This is a genomic window from Streptomyces sp. SGAir0957 (assembly GCF_043523415.1).
Genome location: NZ_CP027293.1, coordinates 758,535 through 773,775 on the forward strand (window position 1 = coordinate 758,535; position 15,241 = coordinate 773,775).

Annotated in this window: 16 protein-coding genes and 1 pseudogene; 8 read left to right on the forward strand and 9 right to left on the reverse strand. The window is 72.5% G+C overall.

Annotated elements, in window-relative coordinates:
• Window positions 1-4: 4 nt before the first annotated feature.
• From C1N81_RS08590 to C1N81_RS08600, 3 genes are read right to left on the reverse strand one after another with little or no spacing between them, the layout of a single operon-like run.
• On the reverse strand, window positions 5-388 hold the full coding sequence (locus C1N81_RS08590) for a DUF742 domain-containing protein (RefSeq protein ID WP_394428116.1): 384 nt from the start codon (window positions 386-388) through the stop codon (window positions 5-7).
• On the reverse strand, window positions 381-1,226 hold the full coding sequence (locus C1N81_RS08595) for a roadblock/LC7 domain-containing protein (protein ID WP_394428118.1): 846 nt from the start codon (window positions 1,224-1,226) through the stop codon (window positions 381-383). The genes C1N81_RS08590 and C1N81_RS08595 overlap by 8 nt, the downstream gene beginning before the upstream one ends.
• The gene (locus tag C1N81_RS08600; RefSeq protein WP_394428119.1) at window positions 1,223-2,461 is read right to left on the reverse strand and encodes an ATP-binding protein; all 1,239 of its coding nucleotides are present in this window, start codon (window positions 2,459-2,461) and stop codon (window positions 1,223-1,225) included. The genes C1N81_RS08595 and C1N81_RS08600 overlap by 4 nt, the downstream gene beginning before the upstream one ends.
• A gap of 847 nt (window positions 2,462-3,308) precedes the next feature.
• Here C1N81_RS08600 and C1N81_RS08605 point away from each other — a divergent pair.
• From C1N81_RS08605 to C1N81_RS08615, 3 genes are all read left to right on the forward strand, one after another.
• A complete protein-coding gene (locus tag C1N81_RS08605; protein ID WP_394428120.1) occupies window positions 3,309-4,571 on the forward strand; it encodes a serine hydrolase domain-containing protein in 1,263 nt (420 codons plus the stop codon).
• 65 nt (window positions 4,572-4,636) lie between these two features.
• Window positions 4,637-6,154: an alpha/beta hydrolase gene (locus C1N81_RS08610; RefSeq protein ID WP_394428121.1), complete on the forward strand. Its 1,518-nt coding sequence runs from the start codon at window positions 4,637-4,639 to the stop codon at window positions 6,152-6,154.
• A gap of 48 nt (window positions 6,155-6,202) precedes the next feature.
• Window positions 6,203-7,780 carry an oxidoreductase gene (locus C1N81_RS08615; RefSeq protein ID WP_394428122.1) on the forward strand — a complete coding sequence of 526 codons (1,578 nt, stop codon included), beginning with the start codon at window positions 6,203-6,205 and terminating at the stop codon, window positions 7,778-7,780.
• A gap of 19 nt (window positions 7,781-7,799) precedes the next feature.
• On the opposite strand, the gene C1N81_RS08620 is transcribed toward C1N81_RS08615, so the two are convergent.
• A complete protein-coding gene (locus C1N81_RS08620) occupies window positions 7,800-8,561 on the reverse strand; it encodes a ZIP family metal transporter (RefSeq protein WP_394428123.1) in 762 nt (253 codons plus the stop codon).
• 139 nt (window positions 8,562-8,700) lie between these two features.
• Window positions 8,701-9,252 (reverse strand): CGNR zinc finger domain-containing protein, encoded by a 552-nt coding sequence (locus tag C1N81_RS08625; RefSeq protein ID WP_394428124.1) that lies wholly within the window; start codon window positions 9,250-9,252, stop codon window positions 8,701-8,703.
• Window positions 9,253-9,376: 124 nt separating this feature from the next.
• Here C1N81_RS08625 and C1N81_RS08630 point away from each other — a divergent pair, with 124 nt between their 5' ends.
• Window positions 9,377-10,015, forward strand: coding sequence for a LysE family translocator (locus C1N81_RS08630; protein ID WP_394428125.1), 639 nt, complete (start codon window positions 9,377-9,379; stop codon window positions 10,013-10,015).
• Window positions 10,016-10,061: 46 nt separating this feature from the next.
• On the opposite strand, the gene C1N81_RS08635 is transcribed toward C1N81_RS08630, so the two are convergent.
• From C1N81_RS08635 to C1N81_RS08645, 3 genes are all read right to left on the reverse strand, one after another.
• Entirely contained in the window at window positions 10,062-10,832 is a 771-nt protein-coding gene (locus C1N81_RS08635) for a phosphotransferase (protein WP_394428127.1), read from the reverse strand.
• A 127-nt stretch (window positions 10,833-10,959) separates the two neighbouring features.
• Window positions 10,960-11,937: an NAD-dependent epimerase/dehydratase family protein gene (locus C1N81_RS08640; protein ID WP_394428129.1), complete on the reverse strand. Its 978-nt coding sequence runs from the start codon at window positions 11,935-11,937 to the stop codon at window positions 10,960-10,962.
• Window positions 11,934-12,377, reverse strand: coding sequence for a MerR family transcriptional regulator (locus tag C1N81_RS08645; protein WP_394428130.1), 444 nt, complete (start codon window positions 12,375-12,377; stop codon window positions 11,934-11,936). Before C1N81_RS08645 ends, C1N81_RS08640 begins: the two co-directional genes overlap by 4 nt.
• A gap of 106 nt (window positions 12,378-12,483) precedes the next feature.
• Here C1N81_RS08645 and C1N81_RS08650 point away from each other — a divergent pair, with 106 nt between their 5' ends.
• The 3 genes and pseudogenes from C1N81_RS08650 (at window position 12,484) to C1N81_RS08660 (ending at window position 13,935) form a co-directional block, all read left to right on the forward strand.
• A complete protein-coding gene (locus C1N81_RS08650) occupies window positions 12,484-13,065 on the forward strand; it encodes a TetR/AcrR family transcriptional regulator (RefSeq protein ID WP_394428131.1) in 582 nt (193 codons plus the stop codon).
• A gap of 88 nt (window positions 13,066-13,153) precedes the next feature.
• Window positions 13,154-13,447: pseudogene (locus C1N81_RS08655) on the forward strand (ArsR/SmtB family transcription factor); the annotation flags it as partial.
• A gap of 95 nt (window positions 13,448-13,542) precedes the next feature.
• On the forward strand, window positions 13,543-13,935 hold the full coding sequence (locus C1N81_RS08660; protein ID WP_394428132.1) for a VOC family protein: 393 nt from the start codon (window positions 13,543-13,545) through the stop codon (window positions 13,933-13,935).
• A gap of 1 nt (window position 13,936) precedes the next feature.
• Here C1N81_RS08660 and C1N81_RS08665 read toward each other — a convergent pair whose 3' ends face one another.
• The gene (locus C1N81_RS08665) at window positions 13,937-14,455 is read right to left on the reverse strand and encodes a hypothetical protein (RefSeq protein WP_394428133.1); all 519 of its coding nucleotides are present in this window, start codon (window positions 14,453-14,455) and stop codon (window positions 13,937-13,939) included.
• Between the two features lie 149 nt (window positions 14,456-14,604).
• On the opposite strand from C1N81_RS08665, the gene C1N81_RS08670 reads away from it, so the two are divergent.
• Window positions 14,605-15,162 (forward strand): GH25 family lysozyme, encoded by a 558-nt coding sequence (locus C1N81_RS08670; protein ID WP_394428134.1) that lies wholly within the window; start codon window positions 14,605-14,607, stop codon window positions 15,160-15,162.
• Window positions 15,163-15,241: the final 79 nt, after the last annotated feature.

The following is a 15,241-nucleotide window of genomic DNA, read 5'->3' on the forward strand; positions in this document are numbered from 1 at the left end:
GAAGTCACGCTCCGAATCGGTTCTTCAGGCCATTGAGGACGGCGCTGACCAGTTCCCTGTCGACCCGTTCGGCGCGCGGTATGGGCTTTCTGACGAGGATGAGGCCGCTCTCCTCCAGCTGTGCGAGGAGGATGCGCACGACACCGAGCGGCAGATGGGTGTGGCCGGCCACCTCGGCGACGGAGAGGAATCCGTCGGCGACCAGGTCGACGACCGTGCGCGCTTCCGGCGACAGTCCGCGGGCGGCGGTCCCGCCGTCGCGGGCGGCGGTCACCAGGGCGGTGTGTTCGTACTGGTGCTCAGGGGGCAGGGCGCGCCCGTTGGTGATCACGAACAGTGGCACTAACGGGGCGGTGAGCTCGGGCCCCTCGTCCGGGTCCTCAGACATCAGCGGCTCCCCCGCCGTACGCCGACTGCGCGGTCAGTTCGGGCACCACCTCGTGCAGGCGCGTGGTGAACTCCTCGATGTCGCAGTCGTGTTCCGCGGCGGCGGCCAGGAAGGCGCCGCCCCCGGCGGCGATCAGGAAGATCCAGCCGTGCGAGAACTCGATGACCGTCTGCCGCCACGCGGGCTCCTCGACGTCCCCCGCGAACTGGGCCGTGACCCGGCTGTAGGCGTGGATGCCGGTCATGGCGGCGGAGATGGTGTCCGCGAGGTCACGGGGCATGCCCGCGGTCGCCCCGATCGGGAGTCCGTCGCCGCCGAGCAGTACGGCGTGCCGGGCGCCCTGCACCTCGGCGACGGCCCGGTCCAGGGCGGGCAGCACGAACCCCGCGCTGCTCGTGGCCGACTGCCGGGCCGCGTCACCGGAACCGCCCGCCGCGCCCTCGTCCGTCGGGACGCGCGGCGCCGAGGTGAGGTTGTTGCCGAGCCGGGCCACCAGGCGGTGCATCCGGAAGGAGATCTGCTGCATGTCCACGTCGGGCTCGGCCGCCGCGGCGAGGTAGGCGCCCTGACCGGCCCCGATCAGGAAGATCCAGCCGTGCGAGAACTCGATGATCGTCTGGTTCCACTCGCCGTCCTTGGCCGGACCGGCGAAGTGGGCGGTGGCCCGGCTGAGGGACTGCATGCCGGCCATCGCGGCGGAGATGGTGCCGACGTCCTTGGCGTCCAGCCCCTCGGTCGCGCCGCGGGGCAGGCCGTCGGCGGACAGCAGGACGGCGTGGCGCGCCCGGGGCACGTTCTGCACGATGTCCTGGAGCATCCAGGACAGGTCTGCGGTCATTCGTCTTCGGACCCTTCCGCCGGGGCCGCCTCAAGGTTGCGGCCCGACATCGTTCCCCGCTGGAAGGCGCCGAGGCTGCGGCCCGAGGTGCGCGGCACCTCCGTGGCGCCCCGGGGGCCCGGCCGGCCGGCCGCGGCGTCGGTCACGCTCGTGACCGGGGACTGGCGCGCTCCGCGCTTCGGCAGACCGTGCACCGTACGCCTCGGCGCCTCGGCACGCGGTTCCGGACGCGGCTGCTCGGCCTGGACGCGCGGCTCGGGCTGGCGGATCGGGCTGACCGCCGCCTCCCTGCGCTGCGCGGGCGCGTCGTCGGCCTGCGGGGGCGTCTCCTCCATGGTCCACAGCTCCTCGGGCAGCAGGACGACGGCGCGCACGCCGCCGTACCGGGAGACTCCGGTGACGTCCACCTTGAAGCCGTACTGACGGGCGATCAGGCCGATGACGGGGAAACCGAACTTCGGCTGGTTGCCCAGCTGCGACAGGCGGGGGACATCGTTGCCGGAGAGCAGTGCGGTGGCCCGCTGCCGGTCCTCGTCGCTCATGCTGACACCGGCGTCGTCGATGACGATGCACAGGTTGTTCTGCACCCGCTGGAACGTCACCTCGATCGGGGCGTCCTGCTGGGAGAAGCTGGCAGCGTTGTCAAGCAGCTCCGCGACGGCGAGCGCCACGGGCGCGACGGCCGACGCCTTCAGCGCGAGGCCGGTCTGCTGCATGATGGCGACCCGGTTGAAGTTACGGATCTGGCCCTGGGCGCTGCGGACCACGTCGTAGACGCTGGCAGGCCGGGAGCGGCGGCCGAGCGGCGCGCCGCACATCACGGCGATGCCCTGCGCCTTGCGCGCCATCTGGGCGTTGGCGTGGTTCACGTCCAGGAGGTCGCTGAGGACGGCGTGTCCTCCGTAGCGCCGCTGGACGCCGTCGAGCAGCGTGGTCTGCTCGGCCGCGAGGCTCTGCAGGAAGCTGGCGGCGCCCTTGAGGACGGCCTTGGTGTTCTCCTCGGCTGCCTCCTTCGCCTCCAGGATGGCGCCGTCGCGCTCGTCCCAGATGCGCTGCAACTCGACGCGGGAGACGTGCAATTGGCTGTTCAGGGTGGTCAACTGCTGGCGCAGTTCCGCCTCGGTCTGCTTCTTCTTCGCCGCGAGGGCTCTACTGCGGGCGGTGAGTGCCACAACAGCGGCGATGGATATCGCGGCTATCGCAACCAGGCACCACACAAGTGCGTCTCGTGTCATGGAAACCTTTCTCGGCGCATGGCATGCAGTGAGCGACAGATGCACCTCGTCGGGGCCCACGACACGGCCCGGGGCATCGCCCGGCGGGCGAGGCACATGCGCGGGTCGCGTCGCAAGGCGGCGCGCGGGACGAGTGGATCAAGATCGCGGATGCCGGGATGCTATCACCGTGATCACGGCTCGGATCCCGTGCCGGAACGCGCTCCCGAGGGGCCACACATCCCAGTGCCGACGGGCGGCGAAACACCCTCTCGACCACGGGGAACACCCCCTCGTCCACCTCCACCACCAGGCGTGATGTCCGGTTTTCAATAGAACGTCGACGGGCGCATTAACACCTCGCCCAGTAGGTGAACACCTGGAGAATCGCCCGCGCCGCGAGGTGGCGGCGCCCGTGGGCCGCAACACCTGAGGGGATGTTTTCAGCCAGTACAAGGGCGGAAGTTGGCCAGAATCTACAGGCCTGTAGATGCGGGTGGGCGGGCGGTGCGCCACATCCCGGTACGCGGGTCCCCGAAGGATGCACGGGATCTTCACACGCGGGGCGCGGCTGGGGCGGCTGGGGCGGCGGGAGGAACCTTCCGGGTGCGGGGCGGCCGGGGGCCGCCCGGAACGGGCCGGCGCGGAGGCCACCGTATCCCGCAAGGTAAGCACCTCGGCCATCCCGCCAGGTACTCACCTCGGCCATCCCGCAAGGTACTCACCTCGCCATCTCGCAAGGTAACCACCTCGGCCGCGCGCCCCTCGCCCGGGGGGTCTGCCGTACCCCCGTACTGCTGCTGCCCCCACCCCGGACTGGGCAGCCACCCCGAGTGACCTGGTCGGCGCCGCTCCCTAGCGTGGCTCCATGCCACCCTCCCTGATCAGCGCAAGTCTGCGCAGACGTACCGGTGTCGCGGCCTTGCTGGCGGCTCTCCTCGCGCCTGTCGCCCCGGCTGCGGCACAACCGGCCGAGGCCGGGCCGCGTACCGTCTGCGGACCCCACGAAGAGCTGCGGCGGTCACTGCGCACCCTCGTCGACCGCGACCGGATCACCGGAGCAGCGGTCCTGGTCACCGACGTCGGGCCGCGCACACCCTGTGGGGCTCACGCCGAGGCCGCCGGGGCGGCGGACCGGGCCACGGGACGCCCCATGAACGCGGCCGACCACTTACGCGCGGGCAGCGTCACGAAGACGTTCACCGCGACCGTCGTCCTCCAACTCGCCGCCGAGCACCGCCTCGCGCTCGACGCGCCCGTCGACCGCTACCTGCCCGGCCTGATCCGGCGCAACGGACACGACGGCCGCCGCATCACCGTACGCCGGCTGCTCCAGCACACCAGCGGCCTGCCCGACTACCTCGAAGCCCCCGAATGGGAGCACCCCGAGCGCCTGCGGTACCGCCACTTCGAGCCGCGCGAACTCGTCGACCGCGCCCTCGACCTGCCACGCCCCGACGGTGCGTGGCACTACGCCACCACCAACTACCTTCTCGCGGGCCTGATCATCGAGAAGGTCACCGGCCGCTCCCCCGAGGCGGAGATCACGCGCCGCGTCATCCACCCCCTCGGACTGCGAGCCACGTACTGGCCCGGGGACGCCACGCGCGTCCAAGGCCCGCACTCCCGCTCCTACTTCACCGGCGACGACGGCCGTCTCGCCGACGGCACCGCCTGGAACATGAGCTTCGGCGGCGTCGGCGGCGCCCTCGTCTCCTCACCCGCCGACCTCACGACATTCGCCGCCGCGCTCCTCGGCGGCCGTCTGCTGCCCCCGGCCCAACTCGCCGAGATGCGCCGCACCGTGGCCGCCGACCCCGACCGGCTCTGGCCCGGCGCCCGTTACGGACTCGGCCTGATCGCGTCCCCGCTGCGCTGCGGCGGCCAGTGGTGGGGCCATGCGGGGACCGTGCCCGGCGGTCACCGCGCGCTGACCGCCGTCGGCCCCGGCGGACGCGCCGTCGCCGTCGCGCTCAACCAGGTACCGGACACGCTCCAGGCCGAACAGGACTTCCTCGCCGTCGTCGAGACGGCCTTCTGCGAGGACCCACCGTCCGCACACCCGACGCACCTCGCACACCCAACGCACCTCGCACACCCGACGCCCCTGACGGAAGGGACACACCAGTGACGCGCTCAACCCACTCTCCCCAAGGCCCCGCGAGAACGGCGAGTCCAGCGAGGACGGCCAGGACAGTGGCCCTCGGTCTCGCCGCCGCCGCGCTCGCCCTGACCGCGCTGCCCGCCACCGCCCCGCAGGCCCACGCCGCCGCCGACCCGCTCGCCCGCTACCACCAGCAGCGCCTCGACTGGAAGAGCTGCGTGCTCGACCCGGACGACGCGACCGGCAAGGAGCTGGAACAGGCGGGCGCCGAGTGCGCCGACGTGACCGTACCGCTCGACTACGACGCCCCTCGCGGCCGGACGATCACCGTGGCCGTCTCCCGGATCCGCGCCACCGACACCGCCCACCGCGTCGGCCCGCTGCTCCTCAACGGCGGCGGACCCGGCGGCCAGACGATCGGGGACCCGCCCTGGGTCACCAAGGCGATGAAGGACGTCGCCGCCCGCTACGACGTGGTCGGCGTCGACCCGCGCTTCGTCGGCCGCTCCACCCCGCTGGACTGCCGGTGGCCGACCGGCTCCGCCTTCCGCGGCGCGGGCGCCGACCGCGCCGGGTTCGACCGCATGGCGGCCTTCTCCCGCGACCTCGCCGAACGCTGCCGCCGGCACGCAGGTGACGTCCTGCCGTACGCCACCACCCGCAACACCGCACGCGACATGGACGTGGTCCGCGCCGCGCTCGGCGCGCGGCGGATCTCCTACCTCGGCTACTCGTACGGCAGTTACCTGGGCGAGGTCTACGCGAGCATGTTCCGGGGGCGCACCGACCGCGTCGTCCTGGACGGTGTCATCGACCCCGCCGCCTACGGGCCCCGGCTCCTGCGGGGCGCCGGGAAGGCCAACCGCCACGCCTTGGAGGGCTGGGCCTCCTGGGCCGCCGCCCGGGACGACACCTACGGCCTCGGCCGCACCCGGGCGGCCGTCCTGAAGTCCGTGGACCGCCTCCAGGCCGCCGCCACCCGCGCCCCGCTGCGCCTCGGCGACCACCGGGTGGACGAGCACATCCTCCCCCTCGTCCTCTTCAACGGACTCTCGCAGGACAACGACGCCGCCTACGGGGACTTCGCCCGGGGCGTCCAAGACCTGCGGCGCGCGGCGGACGGACAGCACGTCACCCCCTCGCCCTGGCTCGCCGGCGTCCTCGACTTCGAACTGACCGGCGCCAACTCCGCCTACGGCAGCGTCCAGACCGCGATCCTGTGCGGCGACGCCGCCGCACCGAGGAACCCGGAGGTGTACTGGCGCGACATACAACGGGCACGCGCGCGTGACGCGTTGTTCGGCCCCGTCACCGAGAACCTCAATCCGTGCACCTTCTGGGACCCGCCCCGCGAACGCCCGGCCACCCTCCGCGCCGACCTGCCCGCCCTCCTGGTCAACGCCACGGGCGACCCCCGCACCACCTATGACGGCGCGACGGCGGTGCGCCGGGCCTGGCCCTCCTCCCGCCTGGTCACCTTGCGCGGCGCCGACCAGCACGCGGTGTTCGGCGTCTACGGTTCCGCGTGCGCCGACGCCACGGTCAACGCCTACCTCGCCACCGGCCGGCTGCCGGCCAAGGACGTCGACTGCGACGCGCGCGAGCGGTGAGCTTTGCCAGTTGTCCTGGACAGGCGCGCACCGGGATGATCGGCGATCATGCATACCGACGAACTCAACGCCGCCGAAGGCCAGTTGTGGCGCTCCTTCGCCCGGGGCGAAGCCGTACACGTCACCCCGCGGCAGCGGGAGGGCGTACGGGCGGAGGTCGTCGCCGCGCTGCTGCTGGGCGACGGCGACGTGCCCGCCCCGGGTGAGCGCCCGGCGCTGCGCCTGACCGGTGCCAGGATCACCGGGACCCTGGACCTGCGGTTCGCCGAGATCGCCGCGCCGGTCGTCCTCGATCAGTGCCGCTTCGACGAGGTGCCGTTGCTCCGGGGCGCCAGGACCCGCGACCTGATCCTCACCGGCTGCGTCCTGCCCGGTCTGGTCGCCGACTCGGCGCAGATCGACGGCCGGCTCGTGGTGGCCCGCTCACAGCTGAGCGGGCCCCTCGTGGTGAGCCGCGCGCAGATCCACGGCGACTGGGACCTCCGCGACGCGGTGATCACCGCCCCGGGTACCGAGGCGATCTCGGCCGTCCGGCTCACCGTGGGCGGCGACGTCCTGGGCACCGACCTCGCCGTCCAGGGCGCGTTCCGCCTCTCCGGCGCCGTCGTCTCCGGCGAGCTCGACCTCGAAGGCGCCTCCCTGCGCAACCCGGGCGGCCACGCCCTCGACGCCTACCACGTCCGGACCGGCGAGGACTTCACCTGCCACCCCCGGTTCAGCGCCGAGGGCCGCGTCATCCTCTCCGGCGCCACGGTCGCGGCGGCGATCGGCTTCTGCGGGGCGCGCCTGAGCAACCCCGGTGACATCGCCCTGGAGGCCGTCGACGTCCAGATCACCCGCAACTTCGACCTCGGCGTCGGCCTCACCGTCGACGGCGGCGTCACACTCGACGGCACCCACATCGGCACGCGGCTCAGCTTCCACGACACCACGCTGAGGAACCCCCGGAACACCGCCCTCTCCCTCCGGCTGGTCCGAGCCCGCGAGACCGATCTGCGCACCCGGCGCCCGCCCGAGGGCACCGTCGACGCGGGCAACGCACACCTCGGCACCGTCTACGACACCCCGCCCACCTGGCCCGCCGACCTGCGCCTGGCCGACGCCACCTACGACGCCCTCGCCACGCCCCTGCCCGCCGTCGAACGCCTCGCCTGGCTGCGGCGCGGCACCACCGGCTACCTGCCCCAGCCCTACGAGCAACTCGCCGCCGCCTACCGGCGCCTCGGCCACGAGGACGAGGCCCGCACCGTCCTGCTCGCCAAGCAACGGCACCGCCGCTCCCTGCTCCCCCCGCTCACCCGCCTGTGGGGTTACCTCCAGGACGCCACCGTCGGCTACGGCTACCGCCCCCTGCGCGCCGGACTCTGGCTCGCGGCGCTGCTCGCCGGTGGCGCGCTCTTCTTCCACGCACATCCGCCCGCGCCGCTCGAAGCGGCGAAGGCGCCGCCCTTCAACGCGCTCGCCTACACCCTCGACCTGCTCGTGCCCCTCACCGCCTTCGGGCAGGAGACCGCCTACGCGGCGCACGGCGCCGGGCAATGGCTCGGCTACGCCCTGACCGTGGCCGGCTGGGTCCTCGCCACCACGGCCGCCACCGGCATCACCCGTGCGCTCGCCCGCCCGTGACACACGCAAGGGGAGCGGGTCACACGTGTGAGAGGGCGAACGAGATCAGGAACCCGCACACCGTCACCAGACCGATCGCCAGGTGTGCCTCCTCGAACGCCTCCGGGATCATCGTGTCCGCGACCATGGCGAGGATCGCGCCCGCCGCCACAGCCGTCACGGCGGCGATCACCGCCGGGGAGAACGCGCCGATCACCACATAGCCCAGGACGGCGGAGACCGTGCTCGCCGCCGCGATCGCCGTCCACACCCCGAACACGTATGCCTTGCCGCGCCCGGCCCGCTTCATCCCCGCCGAACTCGACAGCCCCTCGGGCACATTGCTGATGAACACCGCCGCCACGGTCACCAGGCTCACCGCCCCGCCCTGGAGCAGGCTGACGCCGATCACCGCCGACTCCGGGACCCCGTCGAGGAGCGCGCCGAGCGCCAGCGCCGTACCTGACCCGCTCTGCTCGTCCTCCCCCGGCTGCGACGGTCCCCGCCCGCTCCCCGAACGCTTGCGGTGCCGGGCGCCGCGCCGTCCGAGCCACACATTGCCCAGCGTGTAGGCACCGGCACCGGCGAGCGTGCCGATCGCGGCGGGGCCGAGGCCGCCCTTCTTGTACGCCTCGTCCACCAGCTCGAAGGAGACCGCGGACAGCAGCACCCCGGCGCCGAACGCCATCACCGTCGCGATCACCTTCTGCGGGATCCGCACCCCGTACCCGAGCACCGCCCCGACCAGCAACGCCGATCCGGCCACCAGCCCCCACAGTCCCGCCTGCACCACATGTGTCATACGACCATCGGTACCCGAACCAGGAACGCGCTCACAGTGTGCCGACAAGGACGACACCCGACGGCCACGCCGACCTCATCCGCGAACGCCTCGACGGAGCCACCGGGGCATGACCGGACCGGCCATTCGGCGGCACCCCTCAGCCGACGGCGTCCGCCCGGCGCCGTCTGAAGGCCGCGACCCGCGCCCGGTTCTGACACGTCACCGAGCAGAAGCGGCGCCGGCCCGCGGGTGACTGGTCGAGGTAGACGTCAGCGCAGTGGCCCCCGGTGCAGACGCCAATGCGGTCGAATCCGCGGTCGGCGAGGAACTGGCGCAGGGTGATCGCCGCCGCCGCGGGCAGCACCTGCTTCGCGGAGTCGACACTCCATGCCGCACCGAGGCTTCCCGAGGCTCCCGCCTCCATGGCGGGGCGCACGCCCGTATTGGTCAGCAGCCGCGTCAGCTCCCGCGCGCACGCCTCGCCGTTCTGCGCGGCGAAGACCGCGTGCAGTCGGTCCGCCGCGTCCGCGAGCGTCCGCACGGTCAGCGCGGAGTTCACGCGCGTGGGCAGACTGAGGCGGCGCGTGAGGGAGGAGACGGCCCGGTGCGGGGCGTCCGCCCTCCCGTCCCCCTGGCGCGGCAGCGCGCCCCAGCCGTTGACGAGGTCCACCAGGGCGTCGGGGGCGATTTCCGTGAAAGAGACGGCCATGGACGTCAGCGTAACGCCTTGCGGCGGGTTTACCCGTTGCGCACATGCTCCCGCATCCGTAACGTGTTGGAGGGAAATAAGGCGTTACAGCGCCGGGCGTTGCACCGACGACGCGGGAGTTGCCGTGCTTGACCTGTCCCTTCTGCCCGCCTACCTGGCCGCCGTCGCGGTCATCACCGTCGCCCCGGGGCCCGACGCCGCGTACATCGTGGCGGTGGCGCTCGAGCGTGGTCCGCGGGCCGGCCTCGTCTCCGCCACCGGCATGGCCCTGGGCATGGCGGTGCACGTGACCGCCGCCGCACTCGGGCTCGCCGTCCTGCTGCGCACCACACCTGCCGCGCTGTTGCTGGTCGAACTGGCCGGTGGCCTGTATCTCGGATGGCTGGCGGTGACCACACTCCGCACGGCCGGGGCGGCACCGACGGCGACCGCGCGACAACCGCCCACCCGTCAAGTGCTGCGCCGGGCCGTGCTCACCAACCTGCTCAACCCGAAGATCGTGCTGTTCTTCGCCGCATTCCTGCCACGCTTCACCAGCCCCGAACGCGGCCTTCTGTCACTTCAGTTGCTGTCCCTCGGGCTGATCTTCCTCGTGATGGGGCTCGTCTGGGACAGCGTCGTCGGCCTGTGCGCGGGCCGCCTTGGTCAGGGGCTGGTACGGGGGCGTCGTACGGCCCTTCTCGTGAACGTCGTCGTCGGCCTCACCTTCGCCGTCCTAGCGACCCTCTTGCTGGAGGACGCGTTGAGCAGCGTCATGTCATGAGGAGAGCGAGAGACGTGAGGGACATGACGGGGAGGGCAGGCGGAGGTCACTGGAACAGGTGCCGGTGCGCTTCGCTCCACGCCAGCTTCTCCTCCAGTTCCGGCAGATACCCGTCGGACGCCCAGGCCGCCTGCGGTTCGATCCCGGCGGCCGCCAGCCGGCGTACACGGTCGACGTTCTCGCGCTGCCGGTCGACGACCGCGTCCACGACACCCTCGGTGGACGTCAGTCCGTAGGCGGCGCAGAACCGCTCCAGGCGCCGGCGGCGGTCGGGCGGTCGCTGATACCGCAGCCAGCGGACGCACTCCGTGTCGTCCCTGAAGGGCGCGGCGAACTGCAGCGCGTAGGCGATGTCGTGCAGACGCGGGGCGGGGCGCGCGAAGTCGAAGTCGATGAGACCGACGGCGCGCCGCTCGCGCCAGACCACGTTCCAGGGACCGAAGTCACCGTGCGAGACGACGTCCCCCGCGGCGGGCTCCGCCCCTCCGGGCGCCCAGACGGCGCCGTCGGGCGGGACGAACCCCTCGGTGGCGTCGTGGTAGTCGCGCAGCAGCCGGGCGAAGGCCGTCAGGCCCTCCTCGGCCTGGACCTCGGCCCAGCCCGACGGCCCTGCCGCGCCCTCGATGTGGCTGAGGATCTCCCGGCCCCGGTCGTCGATCCCCAGGAAGCGCGGAGCGCGGGTGAAGCCCACGGCTTCGAGGTGGACGAGCAGCGCGTGCACCGTCGCGCTCCAGGGCTGCACGGGGCGGCGGACGGTGTCGCCGAGCCGTACGACCTGCCGGTGCGCGTCGTCCTGCAGTACGTCCTCGTTCGTCACGCCGAGGAGGTTATGCACCGGCACGCCGCCCGCGCACCGCGCTTTTGTCGTGCCTGGTGCCGGATCCGGCGTGCCTTGTTCCGGATCTGGCGTGCACGGTTCCGGATCTGTCGTGCCTGGAGCCGGATCAGGGATGTGTTGTCACGAGCGACAGGTCCCCCAGGCACTCGGCCGACTCCACGAGCGTCGTCGTGGCGGGGCGCGGCCGCCAGCCGAGTTGGTCACGGGCCCGGTCGTTGTGGATGACCGGCCGGGGCAGATCCTCTCCGGGCGCCTCTTGCCGGGGCGTGCGGGCGGCGAGCGGGCCGAGCCGGTCGCGCAGGACGCCGGCCAGCTCGACGAAGCTGAGCGTCGGCCCGTCCGCGACGGCCAGGTACCGGCGGCCCGCGGCCCCGGGCGCGGCCATCGCGCGCAGATGCAGGTCGGCGACGTCCCGCACGTCGACGATGCCGAAACGCGCGCGGGGCGCGACGTCCATCGCCCCGTCGAGCATCGCCTTGATCAGCTGCATGGACGAGCCGAGCGTGGTGGTGAGGGTGGGGCCGAAGATGCCCGTCGGGTTGAGGACGACGAGTTCCATGCCGCCGCCGTCGCGTTCCGCCCACTCCCAGGCGGCGCGTTCGGCGATCGCCTTCGATCGGGGATAGGGGGCGAGGCCGGGGGTGCCGGGGTCGGTCCAGTCGGCCTCGGTGAACTCGGCGCCGGGTTTGGGGGTGTAGCCGACCGCGGCGAAGGACGAGGTGAGCACGGTGCGCCGGGCGCCCGCGTCACGGGCCGCGCGCAGCACCCGCAACGTGCCCTCGCGGGCGGGCACGATCAGTTCGTCGGGGTCGTCGGGCTGGACGGCCGGGATCGGCGAGGCCACGTGGTGGACCTCCTCGCATCCGTCGAGCGCGGCGGCCCAGCCGTCGTCGGCCATCAGGTGTGCCGCGACGACCTCCAGGCCCGCGTCGTCGGCGCCGCCCCGGCGCACGGCGGCCCGCACCTCCGGCTCGCGGTCGAGCGAGCGCACCGTCGTACGGACTTCCCTGCCGGCCCGCAGCAGCGCCGCGACCAGCTGGCTTCCGAGGTATCCGGAGCCACCGGTGACCAGGACCCGGCTCATCGCGTCCCCTCCAGCCGCCGGGCCGCATCGAGGGAACGCCGGGTCGCCTCGGCCTCCGCCGCCGCGTCGCCGCGTTCCCGCGCGTCCCACAGGGCGGCTTTCTCCCGCAGGTAGGCGAGCCGGGCGTGCTGGGCGGCGATCTCCGCCTCGACGCGGTCGGCGTGCCGCAGCAGCAGGTCGCGCTGTTCGGCCGCGGCGGAGCGGCCCCGGGTCCGGTTGCCCTGGTAGGTCCGCATGTCCTCGATGCTCATGCCGACCGCCCGCAGGCAGGCCAGCGCCTGCAGTTCGTCGAGGTCCCCCTCCCCGTACCGGCGGTGCCCGCTGCGCTCGTCGCGGTCGACCGGGCCGATGAGACCGATCTCCTCGTAGTAGCGCAGGGTCGGTTCGCTGAGCCCGCTGCGCCGGGCCACGTCCTGGATGGAGAAGGCGGTTGCTGTCATGGGGCGAGCAGAACACACCTCAAGCGCTTGAAGGCAAATGTCGGGAGATGGGGGTCGAGACGGGCGGGACCGAACGTTCTCCCTCACTGGCTGGTACCGTGAAAACATGAGCGCGAGCACACCCACCGGGAGCACGTCGGAAGCGCGGTCCCGACTGCTCGACACCGCCACCAGGATCTTCTACGCGGAGGGCATCCACTCCGTCGGCGTGGACCGGATCATCGCCGAGGCCCAGGTCACCCGCGCCACGTTGTACCGGCACTTCAAGGGCAAGGAAGAGCTGATCGTCGCCTACCTCCAGCGGGCCGACGACGGTCTGCGCGCGCAGGTGGCCGCCATCCGGGCGCGGGAGCTGACGCCGGCCGACACGGTCCGGGCCGTCAGCGGCGCCATCGCCGACAGCATCCGGTCCCCCGGGTTCCGGGGATGCGCGTTCCTGAACGCGGCGGCCGAGTATCCCGACCCCGCGCACCCCGTCCACCGGGCCGTGCTCGCCCACCGGGAGTGGTTCCTGGAGACCGCCACCCAGCTCCTGACCCGGGCGGGGTGCGCGCCCGCCGACGCGACGGGGCGCCACTTCGTCATGCTCCGCGACGGCGCCATGGCCGCCGGGTGCCTCACGGACCCGGCGCCGGTGACCGAGACGTTCCTCCGCGGCGTCGAGGGCATCCTGGCCCGGGCCTCGTAGCCCCACGACGACGGCGCGGACCGGCGGCCTCCGTCGGCCGCTGCCGCCGCGGTTGTCATGCAAGCACAGGCTTGCCTATGGTGGAGTCATGGCCGATGACCTTTTCAAAGCTTTGGCCGACCCCACCCGCCGCACCCTCCTCGACGAACTCGCCGAGAGATCCGGGCAGACCCTCTTCGAGCTGTGCGCACGCCTGGCGATGAAGCACCGGCTCAGCATGTCGCGCCAGGCGATCTCCCAGCATCTGGCGGTACTGGAGGCCGCCGGGCTCGTCGAGAGCAGGCGGGAGGGGCGCTACAAGTTCCACGACCTCAACACGGCCCCTCTGCGGCGGATAACCGAGCGCTGGCCCCTCCCCGACCCCACCGGACCACGGGCCACCGAACCCCACACCACCGGACCTGACGCCACCGGACCGCACGCCACCGGACCGCAGGTCACCGCACCCCAGGCCACCGAACCCCAGGAGAACGCACCGTGAAGATCCACCTCACCAGCATCTTCGTCGACGACCAGGCGAAGGCCCTGGCCTTCTACACCGACGTCCTCGGCTTCGTGAAGAAGCACGACGTGCCCGTCGGCGAACAGGACCGATGGCTGACGGTCGTCTCCCCCGACGAGCCCGGCGGCACCGAACTCCTCCTCGAACCCGCCGGCCACCCGGCGGCCCGCACCTACCGCGACGCCCTCGTCCAGGACGGCATCCCGCTCGCCCAGTTCGCCGTCGACGACGTCCACGCCGAGTACGAGCGCCTGCGCGGCCTCGGCGTGCGCTTCACCCAGGAGCCCCTGGAGATGGGCGACGTCACCAGCGCCGTCCTGGACGACACCTGCGGCAACCTCATCCAGATCGCGACGGAACCGAAGTAGTTCACACGGCTCCGGGCCGGGAGTGGCGTTGCCGGTAGCGCGGGTCCGGTGGCCCGAAGGCCAGTTCGTTCTCGTCGAGGGCGTTGGCGATCGTCAGTCGATCTCCGGGGAAGCGGAAAGAGACGGCGAGCGATCCCTGCGCCGCATCGGGCCCGCTCCACTCGAGCAGCTCCACGTCCTGGAGTATCTGACCCCGCAGTGCGCCTAGTTCGGGGTCCGCGCCGGTCCGCCAGCGGAGGTCGAACCCCGGCCACAGAACCGGTCGGCCGGGGTCCACCGTGTTCCAGGCGATCGAGAGATCGGCGAACCTGCGGTGATTGATCTCCACCCGCTCGCCCGAGAAGTCGAGCACGACCGGGCAGTCGCGGAACCATTCGTCGTCCTCGGTGTCCCAGACCTGCCATACGCGGCTCAGCGGACGGCCGATGAGCGCGCGCAGGCGCCGGCCGTGGTCCGCCACGACCGAGGCGAGGTCACTCGACCAGCGCGGCAGGTAGCCCTCGATCCCGTAAGCGAACATGCCGGGATCCTCTCAGGGCGCCCCCGCCCGCGCGCACCCATATGGGCGACCAGCCACATCCACGTTCGAACCACGGGTCGCGGGTCGTCACGCCCGCAGCGGGCATCACCCGGGCAGCGCCAGGCACGAACCACGGCGAGGAGCCCCACATGCTGCACGGCCTCGACATCAGCGCGTACCAGCCGCCCTCCTACGCCACCGACGACCAGTCGTTCGTCTTCATCAAAGCGACCGAGGGCCGCAGCTACGCCAACCCCCATCTCGAAGCCCAGACCCGGACGGGCCGCCGCGCGAAACTGGTGGTCGGTTACTACCACTTCCTGTGGCCGGGCCGTATCCGCGCCCAGGCCCGCCACTTCCTCTCCAAGATCCCCGACACGGCGGGCGACGTGCTGGCCGTGGACTGGGAGGCCACCGGCAACGGCAGCCACGCCTCCAGCAAGGAGAAGGACTACTTCATCCGCCGGCTGAAGAAGCAACGGCCGCACCACCGCGTCGTCCTCTACACGAACCGCGACTTCTGGCTCAACGCCGACACCGCCTCCTACGCCGGAGACGGCCTGTGGATCGCCGACTACGTCACCGCAGGCGAACCCCGTATCCAGGCCGACTGGCTGTTCCACCAGTACACCTCCCACCCCCACGACAAGAACGTCGCCCACTTCCCTGATCGCGACGCGCTCCGCGGCTGGGCCGACGGCGCCTGAACCGGGCCGCACACGGTGCGGACGATTCCTGCATACGGGTGGGGGCCGCAGGGCGGGCGTGCCGTCGCACGGGCCGGGA